Below are 26,676 nucleotides of genomic sequence, written 5' to 3' on the forward strand. Positions count from 1 at the left end.
TATTTACACACATACAAAACAAAGAAGGTTCAAGAAGGCACCAAATGAATATTTAAACAATCTTGAAACCAAATGGTTAAGGCACAACTAAACCATTGTGTTAGTTGTGCCGTCTAAGTTTTTTTTAGATCGTGGAACGGAAGAAAGAATTCTCGTAAAACGTAATATCAGGATACTTCTCGGTTGCAGTGCGCATTTGGAAATCATTTTCAAACAGCACGACAATCCGTCCATCGCGGTCGGTCACGAGATTGCGTTGGGCTTTTTTAAAGGCTTCCAGCGCCTCCGCTGGGCCTTCCGCCCAGCGCGCCAATGAAAACGGCAGCCGTTCAAGCTGAATATCAACGTGGTACTCATGCTTCAGTCGATGCTCAAGCACTTCAAACTGCAGGACTCCGACTACGCCGACAATTTGCTGCTCATTGAAACGGTTAAACGTTTTAAACAGCTGAATGGCGCCTTCCTCCGTTAATTGGTGCAGGCCTTTTTCGAATGATTTATGCTTTAATGCTTCCTTAACTGTGATCGCACTGAAGAATTCAGGCGAGAAATGAGGCATCTCCGCAAATTCAAAGCTGTCTCCTTCGACGAGTGTATCGCCAATTCGGAAATTGCCCGGATCAAAGAGTCCGATAATATCGCCGGCGTAAGCCTCATCAATGATGCTGCGGTTTTGCGCCAGAAACTGCGTCGGCTGCGACAGCTTAATGTTTTTTCCAATGCGGACATGCTTGACCGCCATTCCGCGTTCAAATTTGCCGGATGTGATCCGAAGGAACGCAATCCGGTCGCGGTGAGCGGGATTCATGTTGGCCTGGATTTTGAAAATAAACCCGGAAAATTCTTTGTGGGTTAACGGCTCGATTATGCCTTTCGAGCTTTCTCTTGGCGTCGGTGCTGGTGAAAGCTTTAAGAAGTGCTCAAGAAATGTCTGCACGCCAAAGCTGGAAATCGCACTGCCGAAGAAAATCGGCGTCAGCTCTCCTTTGGCAACCAGCTCAAGGTCGAACTCATCTCCGGCGACATCGAGCAGCTCCAGCTCCTCGCGAAATTGCGCAACAAGCTCAGGGTCGTTAATCGCTTCATCAAGCTTCGGATCATCCGGTCCTTCCAATTGAATGACATCAATTTCTTTCGGGTTTTCCGGATTATACAGCTCCAGCCGCTTCTCATGACGGTCATAAACACCTGAGAAGGACTGTCCCATGCCGATTGGCCAGCCCATCGGGTACGAGCGGATGCCAAGCAGGTTCTCAAGCTCCTCCATCAGCTCAAACGGGTCGCGCCCCTGACGGTCGAGCTTGTTCATAAACGTAAAAATCGGAATGCCCCGCATTTTACATACTTTAAACAGCTTCTTCGTCTGCGCCTCGACGCCCTTTGCCGCATCGATCAGCATCGTCGCCGAGTCAGCCGCTGTTAGCGTCCGGTACGTATCTTCACTGAAATCTTCATGCCCGGGTGTATCAAGAATATTGACGTGGTAGCCGTCATATTGAAATTCAAGGACAGAGCTTGTCACGGAAATTCCGCGCTGCTTTTCAATGTCCATCCAGTCACTCATCGCATGTTTGGCTGTTTTCTTCCCTTTAACAGATCCAGCCTCGCGTATTGCTCCACCAAACAGCAACAGCTTTTCCGTTAAAGTCGTTTTTCCGGCATCGGGATGCGAAATAATCGCAAAGGTTCGCCGTGATTGCACAGCTTCCGTGTACGTCATAAATGTGTTCCTCGTTTCTCGTTCAAATAGTCTTATCCATTATACCAGCCTTAGGTGAATGTTTCATCTTTGCATAAAAAAAGATTACAATCAGATTACATCTGTCCAAGAAAGGATAAAACAAAAAGGGTATCGACATAGAATAACGAATAACTAGGACGAAATAAGGTGATCGATTCGATAGAGTAGGAAAGCAGCAAAAAGACGGCTTTCCAATTACTAACAGGAAATCATTCCATCCATCCATTATAATAGAAAAGGGCAAATCAATAGGGAGCGTGTCAACATGAGAATTTCACAGATTTTGCAAGTCATTTTGCTGATCATTCTTCTGGCGGGCTGCAGTAATCCGATTTCATCATCCTCTCCTGCGAAAATCGGGCTGCTGCTTGAAAACACGATTGATGACCAGGGATGGAACAGCAAAGGATATCAGGGACTTTTAAATATTCATACAAACCGAAATAGTGAAGTTGTTTTTAAAGAGGATATGAATACGCTCGAGAAAGTGAAACATGCTGTCGCGGAGTTTGCTGCCAATGATGTGCAATTGGTTTTTGGCCATGGCAGGATTTTCGCTGAATTTTTCTCAGAAATTGGCGGGGATTACCCAGATCTGCATTTTGTCAGCTTTAATGGGGACGTAGAAGGAGAGAATGTCACCAGCTTACACTTCGACAGCTATGCGATGGGCTATTTCGCCGGGATTATCGCCGCGGCGATGTCAGAAACCGGAGTGGTTGGCATTATCGCCGCCTTCCCGTGGCAGCCGGAGGTTAAAGGCTTCCAGGAGGGCGCGATGATTGGAAATAGGGCGATCGAGGTGGAGGTGGAGTTTGTCGAAAGCTGGACAAATGAAGAGCTCGCTTTGACCTATTTTAAAGACATGCAGCAGAAGGACGTTGATGTATTTTATCCGGTCGGCGATGGATACCATGTGGCGGTGATTGAGGAAGCGAAAAATCAAGGGCTCTATGCGATCGGCTTTGTCGGTGACCAATCTGATCTGGGCGAATCGACTGTGCTGACAAGCACGGTTCAGCATGTCGATGTGCTGTATGAGCTGGTAGCTGATCAATATGAGAAAGATCAATTGCCTGCTGGAAATAAGAGCTATGATTTTCAAGACGGGGTCATCACTCTTGGCCGTTTTAGTCCGGTTGTACCGGAAGAACTGAAGCTCAAGCTTGAAGAGGCCGTCAACACCTATATTGAAACGGGAGAATTACCGACGGAGCCCTTAACCTAACTACTTGCGTTCACCTGCTCATCATAGTATCGTAGATGAGAGAATGATCTTAAGAGGTGGATAACGTATGAATCATCCGGAAATGAATATGAAATTTATGCAAATTGCGATGAAGCACCTTCCAGAAGGAAAGAAATTTCTCGATGAAAAAGGGATCGAATTAAATATGGAAGATTTACAGCCGATGCTGGAACTGCTACTGAATGTCATGTCTGAAGCTTATGAGCTTGGCAAGGAGCATTCTGCTTTGGAGAAAGAGTAAGGAAAGCTGTACAGGAAAGAAAAGCTCGACAGGGGGAGGACCCTGATCCGGGCTTTTCTTCTGTTTCAATCATTACGAGCAAGGAGGAAATAAGATGGACAAGACGGCAAGGCTCAAAGCGTTTGCGGAAGAAATGAAGCAAGGGTATCAGCTCGTTAAGGAAAAGAAGGACAAAGAGGCCATTCAAAAGCTTCGTCCGTTTATCGAATTGATGAGGCAAAGCGAGGCGCCTCATATTCGTCTGTTTGTCTCTTATAGTATCGCGCAAATCCGCACCGGGGATCTTGAAGGGTTTTTGCAAACGTATGAAGAGGTGAAAGGCATGGCGCCGAAAAGCGAGGAAGACGAGCAGCTGAAAAGCCAGCTGGACGGATTTTTTGTTGATATGATGGACGAGCTGCAAAAGAAAGAAAAATAGCGACAGGCTCCATTCTTTTTGCCCGCTCATAGGATAAAGAGAACCTAGCGGAAGGAGCGGTGAATGCATGAGCTATCTCCCTTATCAACCGATGATGAGAAACGCCGGGTACGAGCAGCAGGATCAGCGTTTTTTCCCTGTGCTTCCCTTTATAGCGGGACTCGCGGTCAGTCCATTTCTTTTTGGGGGCTACGGTCGGCCAAATGTCTTTTATGGACCAAATTACGGCCCGAATTACGGTCCAAACTATGGCCCGAGCTACGGCCCAGGCTACGGCCCGAACTACGGTCCGGGTTATGGCCCGAACTATGGTCCTCAATACGGTCCTCAATACGGTCCGGTCTATCCTTACTATAGATGAACCTATTAAGGAAAAGAGGTGTCTCAATCGGGAAAAGCCCTTTTGCGGACACCTGCTTTTACATACAACATCAGATTTACGATTGGTACAGAAAAAGTGGGGGGTTCATTTGTTTTTCTTCGGCTGGTTCGGTCAAGCTCGTTATCCCTGCTTTTTCGTCTGCTTTTCAGCCGGTTTTTTGGAAGAAGGCTCTTCCTTTTTCTGCTTCGTAAAAAACGTGTGAGCGGCGCCGATAAGCGGAGCCAACTTATCTATTGCCGGTCCCAATGTCTGGACGAGCATCAGCATCTGCTCTAATTGTGACGGCGGAGTCGCCGGCGCTGTAGGTTCCTCTTTCTCCGGCTGCGGCTCTGCTTCCTGAGTGTCTGTCTGCGGCGCGGAAATGGGACGCCCAAACATAAATTCATCAAAAAAATCTCGCTGCGGCTTTTGCTGTTCAGCCATATCTCTTCCTCCTTTCTTCTCTCATTTTAGTGTATGGAAGAGGACAAACGTGCGTGTGAAGCCGATCGCCTAATTCAAAAGAGGTTCATATAGACAGAATAGTGAACATAGGATAGAATTAGTAGCAGGTACTAATAATAACCCAAAAAGAATCGTGCGATCGACCGCGAAAGGGGAACGAGAGATGAAACATGCAGGAATTTTAGGCATTGGCAGTTATGTGGGAGAGCAAGTAGTAACAAATGCTGATTTTGAACAGAAGCTTGACACGTCTGATGAATGGATTCGCACCCGCACTGGAATTGAAGAGCGTCGTTTTGCTCCTGATCATATTGAAACGTCCGATATGGCTTATGTTGCTGCAAAGGATGCGCTTGAACAGGCAGGGATTGCGGCGGAAGAGCTTGATTTGATCTTAGTCGCAACGGTTACACCTGATATGCCGTTTCCAACTGTTTCGACATTAATTCAAGAAAGACTAGGCGCTAAAAAAGCGGCTGCTATGGATATTAGCGCGGCGTGTGCCGGTTTTATTTATGGACTTGCCACCGGACAGCAGTTCATTCAGACCGGGGCTTACCGTCATATTTTGGTCGTCGGGGTGGAAAAGCTTTCGAAAATTACCGATTTTTCCGACCGTAACACCGCTGTTTTATTCGGCGATGGCGCCGGAGCGGCCGTACTTGGCCCTGTAGCTGAAGGCAAAGGGATCTTGGCCTTTGAACTCGGAGCGGATGGCGCCGGGGCGATGCATATTAATCAGCGGGACAAATATTTAGAGATGAACGGCAGAGAAGTGTTTAAGTTTGCGGTCCGCCAAATGGGGGAGTCTTCCTTACGGGTGTTGGAAAAAGCGGGATTAACGAAAGAGGATTGTGACTATCTCGTACCTCATCAAGCCAATATCCGCATTATGGAAGCGGCACGGGAACGGTTGGAGCTTCCGCAGGAAAAAATGGCGAAATCGGTTCATAAATACGGAAACACGTCATCAGCTTCAATTCCGATGACATTGGTCGATGAATTAAAAAATGGTAAAATAAAAGACGGAGATATTGTTGTCCTCGTTGGCTTTGGGGCTGGCCTTGTCTGGGGCTCTGTAGCCTTGCGATGGGGGAAGTAGTAAGCTGACAGATCAATTGTAGCAAAGGAGAGGAAAGACATGGAAAAAAAGCGTGTCGTGATCACCGGCCTTGGAGCGGTAACACCATTAGGAGTAGACGCTGCGACGACGTGGAAGCGAGCTGTTGAGGGACAATCAGGAATTGGCCTGCTGACTCGTGTCAATGCTGAGGAATTTCCGATGAAGGTGGCGGCGGAAATCAATGATTTTGATCCGGGTGCCTTTATTGATAAAAAAGAAGCGCGTAAGATGGATCGCTTTACGCAATTCGCTGTTGCGGCTTCGCTAATGGCGTTAAAGGATGCCAACCTGGAAATTACGGAAGAGATCGCACCGCGCGTCGGTGTCTGGATCGGTTCAGGAATCGGCGGAATGGAAACGTATGAGCAAAATTTCCGTCAGTTTTTAGAAAAGGGACATCGGCGCGTCAGCCCGTTTTTTGTCCCGATGATGATTCCGGATATGGCATCAGGTCAAGTGTCGATTACGACCGGGGCAAAAGGGATTAATTCCTGCTCGGTAACAGCGTGCGCTTCAGGCACAAATTCAATCGGAGATGCGTTCAAAGTGATCCAGCGCGGAGATGCTGATGTGATGATTACCGGCGGCTCCGAGGCTCCGATTACGAATATGGCTGTCGCGGGCTTTTGCTCGGCCAAAGCGATTTCAACGAATGAGGATCCGGCAACGGCTTCAAGACCGTTCGATGCTGACCGTGACGGCTTCGTCATGGGAGAAGGAGCAGGGATTCTGATCCTCGAATCGCTTGAATCAGCCGAGAAGCGCGGCGCAACGATTTACGCTGAAATCGTTGGCTATGGTGCGACTGGCGATGCCTATCATGTGACGGCTCCTGCTCCGGAGGGAGAAGGCGGCGCACGGGCGATGAGCCAAGCGATTGCCGATGCCGGTCTTGAGCCAGCCGATATTGATTATGTCAATGCCCATGGGACAAGTACACCATATAATGACAAGTTTGAAACGATGGCACTGAAAAAGGTTTTCGGAGAGCATGCCTACAAGCTGGCGGTGAGTTCAACGAAATCAATGACCGGACACCTTTTAGGGGCTGCGGGTGCGGTTGAGGCAATTTTCTCGGTTAAAGCCTTGCAGGAAGGGATCATTCCGCCGACAATCAACTACGTGAATCCTGATCCGGATTGCGATCTTGACTATGTACCAAATGAAGCACGTCATGCCGAGCTTCGAGCGGTCTTAAGCAACTCTCTTGGTTTCGGCGGACACAATGCGACGCTGATTTTTAAGAAATACGAATAAGGATCATAAGCTGCGAGTGAGTTTCTCACAGCAAGGCACGCAGCGCGCGGAGCATTACTCTTCTTCGAGTTACGAAAAAGGAAGTTTTTCAGTAGACTCGCTGTTTCGGGGGTGTCTAAAAAGGTGAAACAACCTTTTTGGACACCCCCGTTTGTTTGTTACTAGTCGAGTTGGTTTCTCTCACTTGTTCCTTTCTCTCTAATGTCTTGCCGGAGTTCTGTGCCGGTCTCTTTGACGTCCTGACGAAAGGATTCTAATGAATCTTTTAGGTGATTTCGAATCATTGTTCCCCGATCTTGAATGAGCCTTGTCACATCGGAAGCATCGAAATCAAAATTCTGGCTAGACCCGTTTACGATTAAAATCATGCGATTGGTTTCAGTTAGACTCCGCAAGGTTGCTGAATTTTGCGTATGCAAAAGATCTAAGGTTTGTGTGTTCTGACTATGCAGCGCATTTAGCGTATTGCTGTTCTCCCATTGCAGCCAGGCCAGCTTTAAGTCCTGTGATTGGATCGTGAATGTCTCGGTTAATGAAGCGGCAGAATTCGCACTAAAATAATCCCCATCGCCAGCATTCGCAATGGCCTCAAGAGCTGCACGCTCGTCTTCCTCCACATCGAACCCAATAATATTGACGACGGCAGAAACACCTGACTCCTGCATGGCTTTAATCGCTAAAACGGGATCACCGCCGCATGTTTCATGGCCGTCACTGACAATGTACATCACATGCTCCCCTTTTTCAGGAAACTGGGCTCCCGCTTCCTCGATCGCACGAGCAATAGGGGTATATCCAGTAGCTTCAAAGGAATTTATCGCATTCTCAAAAGCTCCTTCTTCATAAGGACTTAGCTCATACATGGTCTCTGTCTGCTGACATGATACTTCAGGCTCATCCCGGCCTTCATGACCATAGACATGAAGCGATACATGGGCTGCTTCAGGTAGAGAAGATACAAAGGTTTTAACCGCTTCCTTTGCAATCGTCATTTTTGTTGTTCCTTCCATCTCCTGGGACATACTTCCGCTTGCATCAAGGAGGATTTGAACATTTAACCGGTTTTCTTCCATTTCCTCTTGATTGATTTTGATTTCTTCTTCCGGGGTCGCTGTCACACTGTCATACTGTACTTGAAAGGAATCAATTAGTTCCTGTTCTTCCCGGAAATCTTCAGCCATTAATGCAAGTAAGCGGTAATAAAATTCTTCAGCTGGAATATCAGAAGGAAAGGAGGAAATTTCCTGAAAAATCAACTCTTCATTATAGTGATCACCTTTGTAAATTCCCGGCTCCTGCCGCATTAATTCCTCAACGGAATCTGTGGCAAAGCGTAAAAAATCTTCCTCATTCGTATTCTCTTCTGCTTCCTGCTTGTGGGAGACAGAATTATCCCCCTCGAACTCCTTTTCCGCCTCCGCCTGCGTATCATCTGAATTACAGGCACCGAGCAAAAAGACTGTACACATTAATACCAGTAATGTCTGAACTTTCACATTCCTGCTCCTTTTCAAATATTTTGCAGTACCTCTATTATCCTAAACAGTAATTCCTATTGACAAAAGAGAATATAGCACTAGCGCGGCTCACCTAATTTTCGGGTGATGGAATACATGAGCCGGGCTGCCTTTCCGACTTTAGCCATAGGAAGGAAGGGAATAAAAGGGAATTATATCCAATGTTATGAGCGATAACCAATAGTGGGGAAGCCATGGAGTATTGTGACGATGGACAGAAGTCAAGTTTGCGGGATAAAAACAAAGCAATGGCTGCAAGATGCACAAAAAGAAGGAGCATAAGGTGGATCTTCCCCTCATGCTCCGATTTTTTATGATTCTTGTTCGTTGTCTTCCGCCTCAGTGTCATTGGCGAGCACCTTTTTACCTGAAAAGAAGTCGGTAATGGCCTGGACGTTTTTCTCTTTGTCAATTTCCAGTACGGCTCCGGCGTGTGAATAGTATTCATCGCGGTAGCTGTTATCCAACGGAATTCGCAGTGTTTCAAAGTCGTTAATCGGATTGAGCGCGAAATCTCGTCCAATGCTGAGCATTTGCGGTAATCCAATGTTCGTCTCGAGATAAGGCTCGACCGACCCAATTAAACGGGGAATCCGTGTCAATCCGGAAAAGGATAAAAGTTCATCTTTTAATAACGCTAAAATTTCCTGTTGTCGTGCCACTCGTCCAAAATCATTTTCGCTATCCTTACGGAAGCGGACATACTTTAAAATTTCATCACCATGGAGCGTTTGCACACCGGGCTGAAAATCAATCACCATATCAGCTGCTGTGTCGCGGTAATACATCCGGTTCTCGATATTTACCTCAAGCCCGTCCGGCGCAACAGTGTCAACGACATTGACAAAGCCGTTAAAATTGACCATTGCATAATAATGAATATCAAGATCAAAATTTTGTTCGATTGTTTTGCGTAACAGATCAGCTCCGCCGGCGGCGAAAGCATAATTGATCTTGTTATTCATGTGACCGGGAATTTCAACATAGGTGTCACGCATAATCGAAGCCAGTTTCGCGTCGCCATTTTTGGCGTCATATTGACCGATCATAATCGTATCCGTGCGGGCAGGCTCCTGGTCAGATGTATCAATGCCAATTAAAAGAACATTGATCGGTTCATCATTTTCAGGCTCCTTGACTTCGACAACTTCTTCATCCAGCTCATCAGATCCAATCATTTCATTTTCAGTTAAGTTATCTTGTGCTTCATTTTTGCCAGCTTGAAATTGCATGACTGCATAGGCTGTTGTCACAAGAAAGAGGCAAGAGAATATCAGCACAAACATCATAAGGAGCTTGCGCTTTCGTTTTGGCTTTTTTCTCGTTGCCTGCCTTCGTTTCATCCGTGTATCCACATCTTACCCCCCTTACACCTACCACGTTTCATTATAACAGAAACATCGACAAGTTTTGTGAAAAAAAGTCATTTTCATGCGTGATATCATGAACGTCTTGTGAATGGGAAGGAGTGCTGAACAATAAAAGCTCATTCCTTATAGTATGATAAAACGGCTGTCTTCATTAAAAAGAAAAGAAAGGTAAGTAAGTTATTCAGCCTGATGTGCCTCTTGCTTCAGCCATTCCAACGCCTCCTGACGCGAGCGGATTTCGTTATCAAGCTGGAGGCCGAAAAGCTGCTGCAGCAGAGTGGAGTAGACGGGTCCCGGCTTAATCCCCTGCTTTCTTAAGTCATGGCCATTGAGTAAAAGGGTGATCGTTTGGCGTTTTTTTACATAATCAAGCAGGAAAGGTTTTTTCATCAGGTATCCATACAATTGTAAGGCGAGCTCGGAAAAGTGAGACAGCTCTATGTGCAGTTCGCGTAATGGCTTTTCTTCGATCTCGTTGGCGTGCAGCTGTTCCCACTCACGCAGCAGCTTCACATCAGCAATCGTCAGTGCATAGCGCTGCAACTTTTTCGTGACATTCTCCGCTTGATGAAGAAGGACGAACAAAGTAAGGAAAGGGTCCATAGTTGCTTCCAAATCTTCGGCGATTTCGCTGTGCTGCTTCCATACGTCAGCTGCCGGCTGATAGGCGAACAGTGCTTCCCAGACACCAAGGCGGTCGAGCCATTTCGCGCCGGCGAGTAAATGCTGTTCTTCCTGAAGTAGCTCCAGCTCGCGCAAAAACCGGGACGCACTGATTTGCTCGAGCATCGGCGCGGCGTTTTTTGCGAGACGTTCCGTCTGCTCATCGAAATGATAGCCAAAGCGGAGAGCGAAGCGGACCGCCCGCAAAATCCGGGTCGGGTCTTCAACGAAGCTGAGCGTATGTAAGATCCGGATTGTCCGTTGCTTGAGATCATTTTGTCCCTGGAAAAAATCAATAATTTGACCAAAGCTTTCCTTGTTGATTTTGACCGCAAGCGCGTTAATCGTAAAATCACGTCTGCGGAGATCCTCGCGTAAATTGGATGCGCGAACAACAGGCAAAAGGCCTGGCGCCTCATAATATTCCGTTCGGCACGTGACGATGTCGATTTTTTCATCGGCCGCTGTCGTCCATGTAGCCGTCCCGAATGTATCATGGGTTTTGATGCTTCCACCGAGTCTTGCCGCTATCGCTTCGGCAAAAGCAATTCCGTCCCCTTCGACGACGAGATCAATATCTTCGTTTTGCCGCTTTAGCAATAAATCACGGACAATTCCACCAATTAAATAGACAGGGAGCTCAAGCTCATCGGCAATGTCTCCAATCTGTTTTAATAAAGAAAGCGTAGAGCCGGGCAAATATTTCTCCATATGTGGCAATAGAGAGTCTTTAGTTACAGGCTCTACAACGGAGGATTGCTGGTGAAGCTGCTCAATCACATCTGTTCGCGAGACAATGCCGACTAACGCTCCGTTTTCGACAATCGGAATCCGGCCGATGTTATGCTGCATCATCGTCGCCTGAATCTCTTCGATTGTCGCTTCTGGTGGCAAGGTGACCGGGCGGCTCGACATATAGGCTTTCACCGGGGCGTGCCCAAGCCCGTGATGGGTCGCTTTATCGACATCACGGCGGGAAATAACGCCGACGAGCTTTCCGTTTTCATCGACAACAGGGAAGCCGGTATGACCATATTGAAACATGCGCTCAAGAATCGCTTCAATTTTGTCCGTTGGGGCGACTGATTTAACAGGGCTTGCCATCATCGAGGATGCGGTCACCGCCTGTTTCAAAATCGACGGCAAAAGCTCCTTGATCTTCGGCACAATTTCCGGCAACGGCTTCTGCTTGAACGTCGCTGACGCCGCCTGGGCATGACCGCCGCCTCCGAGCGCCTGCATGAGCGGACTGAAATCAATCCGGCTTGATGAGGCGCGGGCGACGACATAGGTACGGTCCTTCATCCTGACGATTGCGAGTGCCGCGTCGCTGTCTGTAACGTCCATCAGCCGTCTCGTCAGTGTGGCGAGGCCACCCTGATAATGATCCTGTTCATGGGTCGTCAGGAGGATCGTTACTCCTTGATGCTGCTGTTCCTCGCTGTTTGTCAGCAAGGTTTGAAACAGAGCTTTTTCCTCCGCCGTCAGCACCTGTTCAGCAAAGCGTTCAATCAGAGTGACGTCCATGCCGCGTTCACGGAGGACGGAAGCAATAGAGAGGTCTCGTGCAGTCACTTGCGGGTATGTAAAATTTCCGGTATCTGTATAGAGACCTAAGCCGAACAAGGTAGCTTCAAAGGAATTGATCGGATGCTCATGCTTGAGCAGCTGCTCGGTCAGAAGCGTAATCGCCGCCCCGACCCCTTCGATCAGGCTGAACTCAGCTCCCGGTTCGGGCTCGTTTTGCAGGTGGTGATCATAAATCAAAACGGAGACGTCATCATTCAGTTCCTTAAGTGGAATGCCGGTTCGAGCGAGGGAGCCGACATCAACGAGGATGATTTTTGTTACAGTTGTCCAGGGAATTTGCTCGTATGAAGAAAAATTGAGCTGATCGCGGTAAATCGCCAGGTAGGATTTGACCGTCGGCTGCTGTTTATCGGTTAAGGCGACGGTTGCCTGAGGATGAAGCTTATGAGCAGCCAGTAAACAGGCCAATCCATCGAAGTCAATATTCATATGTGAAACAATTACTTCCATGATATCCCTCATTTCTGCACACGCTTGATCTCTCTATTGTACCAAAAAAGCGTAGAGCAAGAGCAGAGAGTCTAATATTGTTCTTCAATTAGAAGGCCTTTTACAGGAAGCGGCTGGCTTTCATACGCATCAGCCGGTGTATCCGGCGCCTTAATGCGGATAAAGGTCTGATATTCTTTCAGGATCATCGCTTTAAAGCGGCCCATAAATTCAGAAGCTGCATGCTCGGCATCGTGCAGAAATGATAAAAATTGATCCATATTCAGAGAAAGGGAGTAATCCTCATTTTCGGTTACGCCAATGGCCTGGAAATCTTCAGCAAAGAGCGTATAAATGTGATGGATCGACTGCAGGTGGTCGGTGCCGGCAAGCGCATCAAAGTCGCGCAGCGCCTCCAATGCCAGATTGTACTTTTCAACGAGCGTCTTCGTCTGTTCGATGAGTGTCTGATCATTGTCATTGAGACGGGCAATCGCCTGCTGCAATTCTTTTTCATGATGATAAAACCGCTTGAATTCCTTTTTTAATTCCTGAATGCTGCGATAATAACGGTCGTATGAGATGAGGTAATTTTCCGAAAATTGATTGAAGGGACGCTGTGATTCATGAATTGGATCTATCTTTTCAATATGTGGAGTGCGCTCAATATTTGTCATGCGATTTACATAATTAGCGTGAATACGTTCAGTTTGCAGCCGGGAAGAGCGAGAAATCCGTCCCATTCAAACACCGCCTTCTTTATAATTTGCCTACTCTTACTATATTCCCCTTCTGCTGCAGATCAACCTGCTTTTTTGAAAAAAAGGAGCTGGGGTAAAGGTAAAAACACAACCTTTTGTCCCAGCTCCTCTCATTTATTTTGCAAACACGTGGTCACCGATCCTTACGGTTTCTGTCCGGGTCGCGTTCCAGTGGTTTGTTGCTTTTGCAGGGTTATAGAAGAAAAGGGAGCCTTGTCCCTGACCGTGAAAGGCCAATGCTTCATTAACAGCGCGTTTCGCCTGTTCGGTTGCCGGCTGGTTGATGTTGCCGTCCTTCACCGGGGAAAACGCGTAGTGGCCTGTAGGCGTCACTTCTTCAATCACTCCACGAACCGTATTCGGGAAGTCCTGATGATCGACCCGATTCAGAACGACTGTCGCTACAGCGACCATGCCGGCATAAGGTTCTCCTTTTGCCTCGGCGGTAACAAGCCGGGCGAGTAAATCCTTATCAGCCTGACTGATGGAAGCTGGAAGAGTAAGCTGTTCTCCCGGATAAAGAGTCGAGCTGTTCTTGTCGTTCACTTCTTTAAGTGCTGCTACCGATACTCCATATTGCTGCCCGACTGTATAAAGAGTGTCACCGGTTTGGACAGTATGAACCCCAGCCGCTGCGGTCGCGAGACCTCCTGTACATAGGAGAGCAACTGTCATTCCTACAATAGTGATCATTTTTTTCATTTGTTGATTTCCTCCTTTTTCAGAAAAGCAATCTCTATAAAACTATCAAAAACCCGCAGCCCGGGCACTGCGTAATATTTTCCATTAACAGGAGGAGAAGGGCGCAGGCCAGTATTGTCAAAGCCCGGGACTGTTTTATTACAGTTATGTAACCAACTTTGGAGGAATCTATAAAAATCAAGCCTGGTTGTGAGAATTGGAAATGTGATTAGAGGAAAAAGGCCTGATTCGGTGAACGGTTGAAAAGCGGCGGAAGCAAGACGCACCAACGGATCAAGAGGGAGTCTCGTCGCGGACAAACAGGTGGAAAAGAGCCGATTTCCGCTGGTTTTCAAGCTACAATTTTCCAGAGAAATTAAAGAGAAAATCATGGTACGGTTGTTCCTGTAGCACGACAAACCAACATATTTTGGAGGGAAACAACATGAAAAAATTACTCGTAACAACAGTAGCAGCCGCAGCGATCGCAGCAGGTTTTGGAGGACAAGCATTCGCAGCTGAAAAAACTCATCAGCCTGTCTATGCAAAGGTGCAAGCGTATGAGTTGAAAAACATAGATAAAGAGTCGATCAATCAATTACTAGAAAAGTTCGCGCACACAACATTAAAAGATGTTCTCGCTGACTGGCAGAAGCAAGCAAAGAAACATGCTGGTCCGGCCCCAGTGAAGCAACCAGCACCGGAAGCAGCACCTGAACAGGCACCGGCACCAGAAGCTGCACCAGAAAAGCAGCCGGCGCCAACACAAGAGGAAAAGCCAGCACCGGCTCCAGCTGAACAAGCACCAGCACCAGCTGAACAGGCACCGGCTCCTTCCCAGCAGCAACCGGCACCAGAAAAGCCGCAGGCACCTGAACAGGAACAAGTGAGTGGCATCAGCCAGGAAGAGCAGCAAATGCTTGACCTTGTCAATCAGGAGCGTTCACAAAGAGGGCTTGCGCCGCTTAAAGCTGATCTTGAATTAACAAAAGTAGCAAGAGTAAAAGCACAGGATATGATTGATAACAACTACTTCAGCCACCAATCACCAACGTACGGTTCTCCGTTCGACATGATGTCACAATTCGGCATCCAGTACCGTACAGCCGGAGAGAACTTAGCTGGTAATCAAACTGTAGAAGCTGCTCATCAGGCATTAATGAATTCACAAGGTCACCGTGAAAATATTCTTAAGGCTGACTACACGGAAGTTGGAATCGGCGTCGTTGACGGCGGTCCTTACGGTAAAATGTTCGTTCAGCTTTTCAAAGGATAATAGAATAGAAAAAAGGTTGTCCCGACCGGGACAGCCTTTTTTGGTTGGTGCAGGTTAATTCGGTGAAGGGCTTGAACAAGTGAGGCGCTGTTTCACATGGCAATGGCTTCGTTCGCTACTCGCCTGGAGAGGAAAACCCCGCTCCTCTCCAGGCTTTAAAAAATGTAGCGACTCCGCTCATTGCTTCGGTTTTGTCCGCAAAGGTGAAAGTCAATCTTTGCGGACAAAACTACATCTTTTTCAGCCGGATTTCAGAGACGCGATGGCCGGCTTCTTTTTTGAGAATCAGGTCGGCCCGGTGCCGTGTCGGACGAATGTTCTTTTCCAGGTTAACCCCGTTGATTGTATTCCAGATATCCGTCGCAAACTCGACCGCCTCGCCGTCGGATAAGTGGCGGTAGCGGTGAAAAAACGACTCTGGATTTTGAAAGGCGGTATTGCGCAAAAGCTTGAACCGTTCAATATACCAGGACAGAATATCGCCTTCTTCGGCATCGACATAGATCGAAAAGTCGAAGAAGTCAGAGACGAAAACCTGCGGCATCCGCCGGTCTTTTTTATTTACTTGCAGGACATTGATGCCTTCGACGATCACAACATCCGGCTCTTCAATTTTCTGCACTTGATCCTCCAGCACATCATAGCTCAAATGAGAATAAAGCGGGGCTTCAATGTAAGCGCAGCCAGATTTCAATTGGTAAAGAAAATGAATTAAGCGCTTAATGTCATAGCTTTCAGGAAAGCCCTTCCGCTTCATCAGTCCTCTTTCCTCCAGTACGGCATTCGGATAAAGGAAGCCGTCGGTTGTCACAAGCTCGACCTTCGGCTGATTCGGCCAGCGCGAGGCGAGAGCCTGAATCAGCCTGGCCGTTGTACTTTTCCCGACGGAAACGCTGCCGGCGACACCGATCACAAAGGGAACCTTTTTCGTCCGACTTTGTAAAAATGTATTCACCTGCTGGTGAAGGCTAACCGATTGGGTCATATGTAAATAGAGAAGCTGTGACAATGGAAGGTAAATCTCAGATACCTCTTCCGCCGAAATTGTATCATAAATGCCTTCAAGTTCCATCCGCTCATGCGGAGAAAGCAGAAGATCGGTTTTACCTTTGGAAAGCTTCGCCCACTCTGCCCGGCTAAACGTCGTGTAGGCCGATAAGGGGGGCGTTTTTTTAATAGTAACCATGTTGTTTCTCCTTTTTTGTCAGGTTATCCTCACACGTAAAACAGGATTCGTTACATAGCAGCATGTTTGAACGACAAGATCTTTTAACGTAAAAGCATGCTCTTATAAGATATAATGAAAGTGATGAGGAAGCAAGGAGGACCGTCGTGAAAAAAGTAATTATTGCAGAGAAACCATCCGTTGCGAAAAACATAGCGGATGCCTTAAAAATAAAAGGAAAAAAAGATGGCTATTATGAAGGGCAGGAATATGTGATCACCTGGGCCTTCGGTCATCTGCTCCAATTATATGATGTGAAAGATTATGATGAACGGCTGGCGAAATGGAAACTTGATCATTTCCCCTTTATTCCCAAGCAGTTCCGTTACAAGGTGAAAGGCGATGCACGGAAAAAGGGCAAGGAAGATCTAAATGCGAAAAAGCAGCTCAAGCTGATCCGCAGTTTGTTTGCCCGTCCGGATGTCGACGGGATCATTTCGGCATGCGATTATGATCGTGAAGGACAGATCATCGGCGATACGATTATTCAGACGAGCAATGTCGCCAAGCCGGTGTACCGTCTTCTGTTAAACGAGTGGACGCCCGATGCTGTCGTTAAAGGGTTGGCAGATATCAGATCCAACGAGGAGATGAAGCCTCTGCAGGATGCGGGTGTCAGCAGGCAATGGGCCGACTGGGTGATCGGGATTAATCTGACGACGGTCACGACGTTGAAATATCAAAAGGGGAGCGGAAGTCCGCTGAATATCGGCAGGGTGCTGATGCCGACATTAAAGCTGATTTATGATCGTGATAAAGCGATTGAAACCTTCGTGCCGGAGCATTATTATACGTTGTCGGCTTTGTTCCAAACGGAGAAAGGCGAGCAGTATGAGGGTGTATATGCCGAGGACGGAAACGAGAAATTCAAGGAGAAGGAGCAGCTTGAACAGATCGCCGCTTCCCTCTCTGACGAAGCGGTCGTCATCAATAAGCAGGTCGAGGAAAAAAGAAGCTTTCCACCGTATTTATTTAATTTGTCAAACCTGCAAGGATATATCACCAGCAAATACAAAGGCTGGACAGCCGACAAAGTATTAAAGGTCGCCCAGTCTCTCTATGAGAAAAAATCAATTACCTATCCGCGGACGGCGAGTGTCGTCCTCGATGACAGCTTAGTGGGCCGGGCGCGTAAAGTGCTGGAGCTTGTCAAAAAAGATTTGCCGTACGAGAATGAAATTGTTTTTAAGAAGTCAAAACGAATTTTCGACAGCGCGCGCGTTGACAGTCACAGCGCGATCATCCCGACGTACCTGCTGCCAAAGCGGCTGACAAAGGATGAGGAGCTGGTCTACCGGGCAATCAAAAACCGCTTTATCATGCAATTTATGCCGCCTGCGGTCCATGAAGAAACGAAGCTGACGACGAAGGTGAATCGCGCTCCGATTAAAGGACTGTTTCATACTACAGGCAGGGTTCAACTCACGGAAGGATGGAAAAAGGTCGAGCAGATCGCGACTAAGGAAGTGCTGCTCCCATTCGTGACAAAGGGGGAAACGGTCAGCCTGGAGGATAAACAGGTCCACTCTCATGTGACGAAGCCGCCGCGTCCTCATACGGAGAAAACGTTGCTTCATGTGATGGAGACATGTGGAAAAGGACAGGAGGAAGAGAAATCGGAGGAGCTGATGTCCACTATTTTAAGCGGCTACAGCATCGGCACACCGGCGACGCGCGCAGAGACGATTAAGAAATTGAAGGATATCGGCTATATTGCGGCCGAGCAAAAGAATTTACAATGTACCGAGCTTGGCAGAAAGCTTGTTGAAACGTTTCCGGTTCAGGAGCTGTTTGATCTCGAGTTTACCGGCAGACTGGAAAAAGCGCTCAGCGATATTGAGAAACGAAAGGTTGGAAAGGATCAATTTCTCTCCTTTATCTATTCGTTTACGTCAAAGTCCGTCAATACGATTAAACAGGAGCAGGAAGTGGTGCTGCGCGAAATGAAGAGGCAGCGGAGCAGCAATGAAGTACTAGGCGAATGTCCGGTATGCGGACACAGTGTGATAGAAGGGCAAAAAGGGTTTGGCTGCAGCAATTGGAAAAACGGCTGCAAATTTGTCATTTGGAAAAATGACCGCTATTTAGCGGCGATGAAGAAAAAGCCGACAAAAACAATGGTCAAACAGCTTCTGAAACAGGGAAGCGTGATCGTCAAAGGGTTAAAAAGTAAAAAAGGCCAGACGTTTTCCGCCCGCTTACGCTATGAAAAAAATGAGGAAAATGATTTTTACAGCTGGAAGATGGAATTTGCCGAGCGCCCTCAGCGGTCACAGCGATAAAGAACGGTCGATCAGCCCTTCGTTTCTATGATTCTTGAAACTTTTTCTATTTTTTTATCGTATAATAACATTATGTGAAACGATGTGAGAGGAAAGAGGGGAACCGGATGAAGGAGAAACGATGGCTGGGCGTGCTGGCAGCGGCGATTTTGCTTTTACTGCCGACCAGTGTCAGTGCTGCTGTTACGGTTGATGATCAAGGGGAGTTTTTCTCAGTTGAAGAGGTAGAAAAGCTGGAAACAGAATACAATGAAACTGAATTTGATTATTATGTCAGGACCGTGCCGAGTTTGAGCGGAGAATCAATTGGTGAAGCCTCCGAGAATCTTTTTGAGGACGTAAAGGGAGAAGGGTATGACGCCGCGATTCTGATAGCTGTCGAGGAAAGTGAGATTCACATGAATGTTGCTCCCGGCACGGCGATTGATCAGGCGATTGCCCAGCTGTCAAATTCGGATCCTTTCGGAAGATTACTGGATGAGACCTTCGTCCAGGCCGCAGGTGATGGCCGCTTTGGCGATGGAATCGCCGACCTCGTTCTAAAAGTAGAAGAGCTTGGCAGCTCAATACCGGATGCAGAGGATAGTTCAGCCGAAGACTTGGCAGCGGTTCCGTCTGCGCCGGCCGCACCGGAAAATCCGAATTCCACTAGTCCGCTTCTCCTGCTAGCATTCTTGATTTTAGCCGTGTTAGCGGCGCGAATCATCTATTTGCTCGGTCAGGTAAAGAAGGTCGGCAAACGGCTAGAGGCGCTTGTTCAACGGCAAAAAGGGTTGCTGTCTAATGTGCTTGAGCCTTATCAGCAATCACTAGAGCGCAGTGAGATCAGCAAAGGTTTGACGAAGGAGCAGTTTCAGGAGCTTCATGAGCAATTGTCCACGTTATTAACAGAGGCCAAGGAGCAGGAGCAAACATTAACCGTCTTGAAAGACACGGCAAAGAAACGGAAATATGCCATTGCTTTTAAACATATCGGCTCGTTCGGCAAACAAGCAAAGACGACAAACTTGGGAAAACTGGAGCATGAAGCTTCACTGTTTGAACAAGGAAGTCAAGAACAGGAAGCGGTTTTAGCTAGGTTGAGAGGCGAGCTGGAGCAATTAAAGGCAAAGGAGCTTGAAACGTCACGGGAAATCAAAGCATTACAGGAGACAGCCGCACAGGCAGCGTTGAAGCTGGCACAATTTCAGCAGGAAACGGAACTTGCCTTTCCGGCAATGAAGCAGCATATCGATCAAGCCCTGCTTCATCTTAATCAAGCCGTTCAGCTTGATGACGCGTTTGATTTTGCCGCTGCCAATGAGCTGCTGCCGAACCTTAAGTCGAAATGGCAGGAGATCACCACTGATTTGACAACGCTCGAAGCACTGCTGGCGAGCAAAGAGACGATGATCGCTGATATTGATCAAAGGGAAGAAGAGATTCGTCAATATACAGAGCGTGAACAGCTAAAATTGGTAGATGAGGACCCATATGCTTTACTGGACGAAGCGCGCGAAATATTTGACACCTTTTCCTCCTCTGTCGCTGAAGGCCGGGTCAGTCACGCCAAAGCACAGCAGGCCAGAATGACCGATTTGGCCGGGGAGGCGAAGCGGCGTGTCGAGACTCTGGTCAGCTATCGCGATCAAACCGGTATTGATTATCAAAAAATAACAGACGGCATTTTACCGTTTCTAAACCTTGAGCGGGCTTTTGAGCAGGAACTGGAGCAGCTTCGTCCAGCCTATGCTGAGCATCATTGGCACTATTTGCAGGAGCGTTTTTCACGGATGCAGGAATTAACAAGCACTGTTGAGGAAAAGCTGCCTTTGATCGCCAAGTTGATTGATCCGGATGAGCAGCAGTATAAGCAGGCACGGACGGAAATGAATCATGTGCTTGAAATGTTCCAGTTGATTGAACAGCTGCACGCCGACTGCTTCACCGCCTATGAGGGACTTGAAGAGCAGCGAATTCGTCTTACCGACTCCATTGGTTCTTTGAAGAAAAGGCTGACGGGTATGGAAGAGACAGCGAACCGGCACGGGTTACCGGTTCAGCCCTATTCCTTTGAGCAATTGCGACAGAGGATTGAACATTTGCAGGCTGATGTCGAGCAAATGCCGCTTGATTTGGCGCTTGTTTCCCGTCAATTTGAAGAGGAACAGCAGCAGCTGGAGCAGCTTGATGCGCAGCTGCAAACACTGCTTCGCGATAAGCAAAACGTTGAACGGGAATGGCAGGAGCTGAAATCATCCTATCAGCAAGCGGATCGTCGTCTCGGAATTGGCTTTGGAGCAGGCACGTATCGTAACCGGTTCCGGGCGTGCGAAGGGCTGATCAACCAATATATGAACGACGGCCAGTATGCTAAGGCACAAAGTGAGGTGGCGCTCGGCCGGCGTATCGTCGAGGAAATGCGGGAAGAAGAACGGCGGATCGCGCGCGAGCGGCAAAGAATAGCAGCGCAACAGGCGGCGCGAGCGGCGGCACAGCGGAACCGCCATAAGCCCGGAGGCGGCGGAGGATTTGGCGGCTTCGGCGGTGGACCAAGAGGCGGGGGCAGCGGCTTCGGTGGCGGCTCACGCGGAGGCGGTTCAAGTTTCGGATCAAGAGGCGGCGGTTCAGGCTTCGGTTCCCGCGGAGGAGGCAGGAAGTTTTAGTCTTCACTTGAAACGAATTTCAAATGTAAAAAAGACACGATGTTATAAATAAGTTTGATTAAAGATCCTGTGTTGTTGTAATGCAGGGTTTTTTCTTACTTAATAATTGAACAATATAATTACCTAATGTCTTTAAAGAACGGGGAGAAGAGTTGAATAAAGGAAGTACATTATTTACTCATAAATATGGGTATGAATGTTATGATTTAGTAAATGACTTTTCAGAAGTATTGGGGGGGAGAAATGTTTTGAACCTGTTAAGAAATATCTTATCGGTCATTGTTATTGTTTTAGCGGGTTATAGTCTTTTTACTAAAAACTTTGAGTTTATGCCTTATTTAATGCTGATAGTAAGTTTTACTGTATTACTGACAGGAGTAACTGAACTTAAAAAAGATAAAAAGGCCTTTTTGGGCTATTTCAATATTTTTGCTTCTTTGTTTGTATTTTTTGTTTCTATAACGATGTTGTCAAGCTAACGGGTAGCGAATGCCGAACAAGCTTAATCGCAATCCGCACCACTGCTTACATAGAACCTGGACAAAAGCCAAAGAGCTGGGATAAAACTAGTTCGCATGTAGTTTCTATGGTTTCACGCGTCACAAGCTCGCGGCGGTTCCACTTATTGCTTAGGGGCTGGGAAAAGGTGTTTTTACCTTTTCCCAGCCCCCTTTTCGTTAGTTTTTATTGTTTAACTTCGCCTTAAGCGCGGCTAATTCATCATCAACGGAGCTGCTTGTATCGAGTGCCGCCAGTTCATCGTCAAGTGTTTTGTTGGCGCTGCGCAGTTCCTCGGACGCTTCGGCCTCGGCTTCGTGACGAATTACCTTTTCTTCCATTCGGTCAAACCCGCTCTTCGCCCCATTCCCGATGCCGGACATCGTCCGGTTAATCTTGGCGCGCGCTTTGGCACTTTCTGAACGAGCTTTTAGAGAGTCCTTCTTCATATTCATTTCCCGGAGCTCGTCTTTCATTTCTCGGAGTTTGTCTTTCAGCTCTTCTGATAGTTTCACAGCTTCATCGACTGCCTGCTTGAGCGAATCAGCGTGAGATTTTTGCTTATTCTTATCTTCCAGCACTCTTCTTGCCAGGCTCTCGTCACCTGACTCAAGTGCCGTAATGGCTTGTTCTTCACGCTTGGCGACGAGTTCTGCCGCTTCGGTGTATTGCTTGGTGAGAAGCTTTTCGTTGGCGATTTGTTTGGCGACAGCGGCTTCAACCTCGGCAATGTCTTTCTCCATATCAAGGATAAACTGGTCAAGCATTTTTCCTGGATCTTCAGCTTTGCTAAGCAAAGCGTTCAATTCTGAGGATACAATCGTCCGAACACGGTTAAAAAAGCGAAACATGGGCAATCCCTCCATCTTAAAATTGTACAGTAAGATACGATAAAACAGCGTTGTATTCTTTTATTATATACGAGAAAAGAAGCGTGAGGTTTCAGAATCAGGCAAAAGTAAGAAACAAATTACATTGAAGAGAGAGAAAGTCAGAAAGTTCGATAAAAAGTGACTCTCCTACTGTCGAAATGATACAATAAAAAGAATGATGACATGAGGAGGAACATAGATGGGAGAGCGTGATTTTTCAGAGCAGAGGCTGGAACTGCTCTGGCAGGAAGTCGCAAAGGTGGTGGTGGGCCGGAGCAGGGAGTGCCGGCTGATGCTGACAGCGTTGCTGACGGAAGGACATGTATTAATTGAAGATATGCCGGGAACCGGAAAAACGACGATGGTCAAAGCATTTGCGAAAGGACTTGATTGTCAGTTTACCCGCATTCAATGCACGCCTGATCTGTTGCCGTCGGATATTGTCGGAGGGTCGATTTTCAACCCGAAGACGAATGAATTTTATTTACGCAAAGGCCCGGTGTTTACCAATATTCTGCTCGTGGACGAGATTAACCGCTCATTGCCGCGGACGCAGTCCAGCTTGCTGGAAAGTATGGAAGAGAAGCAAGTAACGATTGAAGGGGTGACCCACCCTCTCCCGGCGCCGTTTATCGTACTGGCAACGCAAAATCCGGTGGATATGGAAGGGACGTTTCCATTGCCGGAGGCGCAGCTTGACCGCTTTTTAATGAAGCTGACGTTAGGCTATCCATCAGCGGAGGAGGAAGCGCAAATGCTGGCGCAGGTCGGAGATGAAGTGCCTTTTGCCGCGATCAACAGCATTTTCAGCCCAGAGGAGATCGCCAGCCTGCAAGTGGCTTGCCGCAAAGTCGAGGTTCATGAAGCGATTCGTGACTATATTACGGCGCTCGCCCAAACAACCCGGCAGCACCCGCTTGTCGCGATCGGTGTCAGCCCGCGGGCCAGTAAAGCGCTGTATAAAGCGGCGAAGACGTGGGCCTTTCTCCATGGACGCCAATATGTCACCCTTGATGATGTAAAAGCTTTAATCGTGCCGGTCTGGAATCATCGTCTCATTTTGACGACCGAAGCGCGCATGAACGAACGTCAGCAGGAGGATATTTTGGAGGAATTACTGAAAGAGGTCGCGATCCCTGAGGAACAGGTGGTCCGGACATGAGTCAGACCGAGCGGGCCGACGTTACTCCTCCGGCTGAGGAAGAGGAGTTTTCCGTTAAAGAAACGAGCATCCTGTTTGAGGCGAAAGCGATTTGGGTGTTGCTTGCCCTGTTGGTCGTGGCGATTTGGTTCCGCTTTTTGCCGTTGATCGCCGTGTCTACTTTTTTGCTGTTGCTGTCGTTTTGTATTGTCTGGTGGAAGAAGAAAGCGCTGACAGGGCTGGAACCGCAGCTGGTCCTCTCCAAGTCGCGTGTCTTTGCCGGCGAGGAATTTCATATTGATGCAACGCTCACAAATAATAAATGGCTGCCATTAGTGTGGCTTGAATATGAATTGGCCAACAGCACGCTTGTCAGCTGGGGAGAGCAGAAGCGTACATATGTCGTGCGCTTTTTATGGTTGTTATGGTATCAGCGGATTGATTGGATAATAGAAGGTGAGGCGCGGCGGCGCGGCGTGTATCAATTTCAGGACGTCACGCTCAGATCGGGAGACGGATTTCGCTTTTCAGAACAGGAGAAGTCTTTTCCCGTCGGGCAGGTGCTGTTTATTTATCCGGCTTTACGTTCTGTGCGCCCGCCTGCCTTTCGTCCATCCTTGCAATGGGGAATGAATGGCAAGCAGGGCGGCTTTCTCGAGGATCCGCTGCTGATTGCCGGGATTCGGGACTATGAGCCGGGTGATGAATGGCGGAAGTTTAACTGGAAGGCGAGCGCCCGCACAGGGAAGATGCAGTCCAATATTTATCAGCCTGTGGTGACACAGCAGCTGATGATCGCGATTGATGTTCAGGCTTTTCTCGTACAGGAGGATGCATATGAGGATCCGAACGAGCAAAAGAAATACGAAATGCAAAAGCAAGAAGCATTTGAAAACTATTTGTCGGTGATCGCTTCGTTTGCCGCAGTTTATGAGCAGCAGGGCATCATGATCGGATTTATCACCAATGCGCTTGATTATAAAGGGCAGCCGCTCGCTTCCATACAGCCGAACGGGCAATTAGCGACTTTTCTCGATCAAATGGCGAAAATGGAGGCGCGCATAAAAATGAAGAAGAAAGAATTTCTGCAAATGCTGCGTTATGAATTGCCCCGTTCCGTGCCGCTGTTTCTATTTTGCGGGACACTGACGAAGGATCACTATCAATGGTACGAGCAGGAAAAGAACCGGCTCGCTGATGTCCAGTTTTTTTATAGCAAAGAGAGCGAATATTCCCATAGACTATCCCGGCTTGCGAGGCCGTTGGACGATTTTGTACAGCAGCCGGTGAGGAAAGGACGATCGTGATGCAGCAGTTTTCATACGTTGGAAAATCATTGATTGTGCTGCTTAGTGAGGCGGTATGGATCTATTATCTGATCGTGCTGTTCACGAGCATTGAATGGGGGAGCGCCGCTTCCTTCCATGTCTCGTGGTGGCTCGCCGCCGCCTGCCTTGGTTATCTGATGACAAAAGTGCTCTCCGGCAGAGTTCATTATCTTGCCGTGATCGCGGTTCAGCTGCCTCTTCTGCTTATAATCGTTTGGCAAAACTGGCTGACGGCCGTGCCGGAAGACGGCTGGGTTCTCGGTATTGCGCTGAGCCTCGCGCTCCTGTTTCTCTATGTTCGCAGTGGCAGCTTCGTCTTCTTTGAGCCGAAACGGCCGCATATGCTCCGGCGTTTTGAAGGGAATATTATCTTTTATGTAGTATTTGCCTGGATTTTCACTTACAACGGGTGGGCGACCGAAATCTTTCATCTTCTGTTTTTGGCGAGTATTTTTCTCAGCTTGCTAGGAATGGTGACGACCTTGCAAAGTGATACCGATTCAGCTGCTCAGGAGGTGGAGGTTCGGACGGTAGGCCAATCCCGCTGGTTTCACGGTGTTCTTTCGGTATTTGTCCTTTCGATCTCCCTGCTTTGCTTTATTTTGTTTTTGCCGGTTTTCCGCAATGGACTTTATGCGCTTGCACTTACGGGCTGGGGCTGGCTGACGGAGGCCGGGGCTCTGGCGCTTAAAGGACTTCAGTGGCTGTTCAGTTTGCTGCCAACCGATACCGGCGGCGAGATGCTTCCCCTGGAGAACAATGAGATGCCTCTGCTGCCGGAAGAAGCGATGGAAGAAATGCCGTTCAATCTTCCTGTACAGTGGATTGTAATTGGCGTCGGCAGTGTGGTCGCGATTCTCGCCCTTCTCGTGGTAGCCAGATTTTTAAAAGGCTGGCAGCCGCCCAAAGGGGGAAAGCCACGCAAGCTGCGCGTGACCCGTATCTCCCTGTGGGACAAACTGGTCAGCACGATTCAGGCATGTCTGCAAAGGCTGAGCAGGAGATGGCGCGCCAGCATCCGCCGCTACTACCTCCATTCGGCTTACTGGACATACGCCCAGGTCCATAAGTGGGGGAGAAAGAATGGACTGAAGCGGCAAAAAACGGAGACCGCGAAGGAATATATTGAGCGAATGATTGCCAGGCTGTCCGAAGAACAAACAGTGGAAAATGATGCTGACAGGCGCAAGCAGGCACAGCTGCTTGGTCTGTTACGCCAGCTTTATCGTGAATACGACGCTGTGTACTATGGGGGAGAAATAAACGAAAACGAAACGAATTACGCCCCGTTACTGGATATGCTTAACGGCGTAACGCTTAAAAAAAGGCGTGTGTCAGGAAAAAGTGCGGTCCGAAATAATGAGATGTAACTTAATCAGCTAGGTTTGCCCGTCATGCATGGGGCAGACCTAGCTGTTATTGTAAAAAGAAAACCCTAGGCTAGGCCTAGGGTTCCGGAAAGCTTCCAGCGAGGTATGAAAAAAACTCCTTCGTGATGCTACGATATATGTGGTTCGCCAACCAATATATCAAGCAAATGGAG

At 48.0% G+C, this 26,676-nt stretch carries 22 protein-coding genes; 13 read left to right on the forward strand and 9 right to left on the reverse strand.

What is annotated here, in order from left to right:
- Positions 1-124: 124 nt before the first annotated feature.
- Positions 125-1,720, reverse strand: a complete 1,596-nt coding sequence (locus M3212_RS20600; protein ID WP_251195811.1) for a peptide chain release factor 3 — start codon at positions 1,718-1,720, stop codon at positions 125-127.
- 286 nt (positions 1,721-2,006) lie between these two features.
- Between M3212_RS20600 and M3212_RS20605 the strand changes: the two genes are divergently transcribed.
- The 4 genes from M3212_RS20605 to M3212_RS20620 all read left to right on the forward strand — a co-directional run bounded on the left by M3212_RS20605 (position 2,007) and on the right by M3212_RS20620 (position 4,010).
- Positions 2,007-2,969, forward strand: a complete 963-nt coding sequence (locus tag M3212_RS20605) for a BMP family ABC transporter substrate-binding protein (protein ID WP_251195812.1) — start codon at positions 2,007-2,009, stop codon at positions 2,967-2,969.
- A gap of 67 nt (positions 2,970-3,036) precedes the next feature.
- On the forward strand, positions 3,037-3,231 hold the full coding sequence (locus M3212_RS20610; protein ID WP_251195813.1) for a ComZ family protein: 195 nt from the start codon (positions 3,037-3,039) through the stop codon (positions 3,229-3,231).
- Positions 3,232-3,325: 94 nt separating this feature from the next.
- The gene (locus tag M3212_RS20615) at positions 3,326-3,649 is read left to right on the forward strand and encodes a hypothetical protein (RefSeq protein WP_251195814.1); all 324 of its coding nucleotides are present in this window, start codon (positions 3,326-3,328) and stop codon (positions 3,647-3,649) included.
- 67 nt (positions 3,650-3,716) lie between these two features.
- Positions 3,717-4,010, forward strand: coding sequence for a DUF2076 domain-containing protein (locus M3212_RS20620; RefSeq protein ID WP_251195815.1), 294 nt, complete (start codon positions 3,717-3,719; stop codon positions 4,008-4,010).
- 141 nt (positions 4,011-4,151) lie between these two features.
- On the opposite strand, the gene M3212_RS20625 is transcribed toward M3212_RS20620, so the two are convergent.
- Positions 4,152-4,454: a hypothetical protein gene (locus tag M3212_RS20625; protein ID WP_251195816.1), complete on the reverse strand. Its 303-nt coding sequence runs from the start codon at positions 4,452-4,454 to the stop codon at positions 4,152-4,154.
- A gap of 184 nt (positions 4,455-4,638) precedes the next feature.
- Between M3212_RS20625 and M3212_RS20630 the strand changes: the two genes are divergently transcribed.
- Positions 4,639-5,577 carry a beta-ketoacyl-ACP synthase III gene (locus M3212_RS20630; protein ID WP_251195817.1) on the forward strand — a complete coding sequence of 313 codons (939 nt, stop codon included), beginning with the start codon at positions 4,639-4,641 and terminating at the stop codon, positions 5,575-5,577.
- A 39-nt stretch (positions 5,578-5,616) separates the two neighbouring features.
- Entirely contained in the window at positions 5,617-6,855 is a 1,239-nt protein-coding gene (gene fabF, locus M3212_RS20635; protein ID WP_251195818.1) for a beta-ketoacyl-ACP synthase II, read from the forward strand.
- A 161-nt stretch (positions 6,856-7,016) separates the two neighbouring features.
- Here fabF and M3212_RS20640 read toward each other — a convergent pair whose 3' ends face one another.
- From M3212_RS20640 to M3212_RS20660, 5 genes are all read right to left on the reverse strand, one after another.
- Entirely contained in the window at positions 7,017-8,351 is a 1,335-nt protein-coding gene (locus M3212_RS20640; protein WP_251195819.1) for a vWA domain-containing protein, read from the reverse strand.
- Positions 8,352-8,683: 332 nt separating this feature from the next.
- The gene (locus M3212_RS20645; protein ID WP_251195820.1) at positions 8,684-9,727 is read right to left on the reverse strand and encodes an LCP family protein; all 1,044 of its coding nucleotides are present in this window, start codon (positions 9,725-9,727) and stop codon (positions 8,684-8,686) included.
- Positions 9,728-9,919: 192 nt separating this feature from the next.
- The gene (locus M3212_RS20650) at positions 9,920-12,445 is read right to left on the reverse strand and encodes a CBS domain-containing protein (RefSeq protein ID WP_251195821.1); all 2,526 of its coding nucleotides are present in this window, start codon (positions 12,443-12,445) and stop codon (positions 9,920-9,922) included.
- A 71-nt stretch (positions 12,446-12,516) separates the two neighbouring features.
- Positions 12,517-13,167 carry a hypothetical protein gene (locus M3212_RS20655; RefSeq protein WP_251195822.1) on the reverse strand — a complete coding sequence of 217 codons (651 nt, stop codon included), beginning with the start codon at positions 13,165-13,167 and terminating at the stop codon, positions 12,517-12,519.
- A gap of 132 nt (positions 13,168-13,299) precedes the next feature.
- Positions 13,300-13,887 (reverse strand): cell wall hydrolase, encoded by a 588-nt coding sequence (locus M3212_RS20660; protein ID WP_251195823.1) that lies wholly within the window; start codon positions 13,885-13,887, stop codon positions 13,300-13,302.
- 424 nt (positions 13,888-14,311) lie between these two features.
- Between M3212_RS20660 and M3212_RS20665 the strand changes: the two genes are divergently transcribed.
- Entirely contained in the window at positions 14,312-15,142 is an 831-nt protein-coding gene (locus M3212_RS20665) for a CAP domain-containing protein (protein ID WP_251195824.1), read from the forward strand.
- A gap of 229 nt (positions 15,143-15,371) precedes the next feature.
- Here M3212_RS20665 and coaA read toward each other — a convergent pair whose 3' ends face one another.
- Positions 15,372-16,328 (reverse strand): type I pantothenate kinase, encoded by a 957-nt coding sequence (coaA, locus tag M3212_RS20670; RefSeq protein WP_251195825.1) that lies wholly within the window; start codon positions 16,326-16,328, stop codon positions 15,372-15,374.
- 146 nt (positions 16,329-16,474) lie between these two features.
- Between coaA and M3212_RS20675 the strand changes: the two genes are divergently transcribed.
- From M3212_RS20675 to M3212_RS20685, 3 genes are all read left to right on the forward strand, one after another.
- On the forward strand, positions 16,475-18,649 hold the full coding sequence (locus M3212_RS20675) for a type IA DNA topoisomerase (RefSeq protein ID WP_251195826.1): 2,175 nt from the start codon (positions 16,475-16,477) through the stop codon (positions 18,647-18,649).
- 107 nt (positions 18,650-18,756) lie between these two features.
- Positions 18,757-21,294 (forward strand): TPM domain-containing protein, encoded by a 2,538-nt coding sequence (locus M3212_RS20680; RefSeq protein WP_251195827.1) that lies wholly within the window; start codon positions 18,757-18,759, stop codon positions 21,292-21,294.
- A gap of 152 nt (positions 21,295-21,446) precedes the next feature.
- On the forward strand, positions 21,447-21,773 hold the full coding sequence (locus M3212_RS20685; RefSeq protein WP_251195828.1) for a DUF3953 domain-containing protein: 327 nt from the start codon (positions 21,447-21,449) through the stop codon (positions 21,771-21,773).
- 198 nt (positions 21,774-21,971) lie between these two features.
- Here the strand turns inward: M3212_RS20685 and M3212_RS20690 are convergent, their stop codons facing one another.
- The gene (locus tag M3212_RS20690) at positions 21,972-22,643 is read right to left on the reverse strand and encodes a PspA/IM30 family protein (RefSeq protein WP_251195829.1); all 672 of its coding nucleotides are present in this window, start codon (positions 22,641-22,643) and stop codon (positions 21,972-21,974) included.
- Positions 22,644-22,863: 220 nt separating this feature from the next.
- Between M3212_RS20690 and M3212_RS20695 the strand changes: the two genes are divergently transcribed.
- From M3212_RS20695 to M3212_RS20705, 3 genes are read left to right on the forward strand one after another with little or no spacing between them, the layout of a single operon-like run.
- Positions 22,864-23,826: an AAA family ATPase gene (locus tag M3212_RS20695; protein WP_251195830.1), complete on the forward strand. Its 963-nt coding sequence runs from the start codon at positions 22,864-22,866 to the stop codon at positions 23,824-23,826.
- Positions 23,823-25,112, forward strand: coding sequence for a DUF58 domain-containing protein (locus M3212_RS20700; RefSeq protein ID WP_251195831.1), 1,290 nt, complete (start codon positions 23,823-23,825; stop codon positions 25,110-25,112). The genes M3212_RS20695 and M3212_RS20700 overlap by 4 nt, the downstream gene beginning before the upstream one ends.
- Positions 25,112-26,503 carry a hypothetical protein gene (locus M3212_RS20705; RefSeq protein ID WP_251195832.1) on the forward strand — a complete coding sequence of 464 codons (1,392 nt, stop codon included), beginning with the start codon at positions 25,112-25,114 and terminating at the stop codon, positions 26,501-26,503. Before M3212_RS20700 ends, M3212_RS20705 begins: the two co-directional genes overlap by 1 nt.
- Positions 26,504-26,676 lie beyond the last annotated feature (173 nt).

This window comes from Halalkalibacter oceani, from assembly GCF_023715705.1.
GTDB lineage: Bacteria > Bacillota > Bacilli > Bacillales > Bacillaceae_D > Halalkalibacter > Halalkalibacter oceani_A.

Bases quoted from the DNA above. Each gene is read 5' to 3' on its own strand.
- M3212_RS20630 (WP_251195817.1), top strand. From the start codon at position 4,639: ATGAAACATGCAGGAATTTTAGGCATTGGCAGTTATGTGGGAGAGCAA.
- M3212_RS20695 (WP_251195830.1), top strand. From the start codon at position 22,864: ATGGGAGAGCGTGATTTTTCAGAGCAGAGGCTGGAACTGCTCTGGCAG.
- M3212_RS20615 (WP_251195814.1), top strand. From the start codon at position 3,326: ATGGACAAGACGGCAAGGCTCAAAGCGTTTGCGGAAGAAATGAAGCAA.
- M3212_RS20680 (WP_251195827.1), top strand. From the start codon at position 18,757: ATGAAGGAGAAACGATGGCTGGGCGTGCTGGCAGCGGCGATTTTGCTT.
- M3212_RS20690 (WP_251195829.1), bottom strand. From the start codon at position 22,643: ATGTTTCGCTTTTTTAACCGTGTTCGGACGATTGTATCCTCAGAATTG.
- M3212_RS20660 (WP_251195823.1), bottom strand. From the start codon at position 13,887: ATGAAAAAAATGATCACTATTGTAGGAATGACAGTTGCTCTCCTATGT.
- M3212_RS20650 (WP_251195821.1), bottom strand. From the start codon at position 12,445: ATGGAAGTAATTGTTTCACATATGAATATTGACTTCGATGGATTGGCC.
- M3212_RS20655 (WP_251195822.1), bottom strand. From the start codon at position 13,167: ATGGGACGGATTTCTCGCTCTTCCCGGCTGCAAACTGAACGTATTCAC.
- M3212_RS20625 (WP_251195816.1), bottom strand. From the start codon at position 4,454: ATGGCTGAACAGCAAAAGCCGCAGCGAGATTTTTTTGATGAATTTATG.
- fabF (WP_251195818.1), top strand. From the start codon at position 5,617: ATGGAAAAAAAGCGTGTCGTGATCACCGGCCTTGGAGCGGTAACACCA.
- M3212_RS20665 (WP_251195824.1), top strand. From the start codon at position 14,312: ATGAAAAAATTACTCGTAACAACAGTAGCAGCCGCAGCGATCGCAGCA.
- coaA (WP_251195825.1), bottom strand. From the start codon at position 16,328: ATGGTTACTATTAAAAAAACGCCCCCCTTATCGGCCTACACGACGTTT.
- M3212_RS20700 (WP_251195831.1), top strand. From the start codon at position 23,823: ATGAGTCAGACCGAGCGGGCCGACGTTACTCCTCCGGCTGAGGAAGAG.
- M3212_RS20600 (WP_251195811.1), bottom strand. From the start codon at position 1,720: ATGACGTACACGGAAGCTGTGCAATCACGGCGAACCTTTGCGATTATT.
- M3212_RS20705 (WP_251195832.1), top strand. From the start codon at position 25,112: ATGCAGCAGTTTTCATACGTTGGAAAATCATTGATTGTGCTGCTTAGT.
- M3212_RS20605 (WP_251195812.1), top strand. From the start codon at position 2,007: ATGAGAATTTCACAGATTTTGCAAGTCATTTTGCTGATCATTCTTCTG.
- M3212_RS20610 (WP_251195813.1), top strand. From the start codon at position 3,037: ATGAATCATCCGGAAATGAATATGAAATTTATGCAAATTGCGATGAAG.
- M3212_RS20620 (WP_251195815.1), top strand. From the start codon at position 3,717: ATGAGCTATCTCCCTTATCAACCGATGATGAGAAACGCCGGGTACGAG.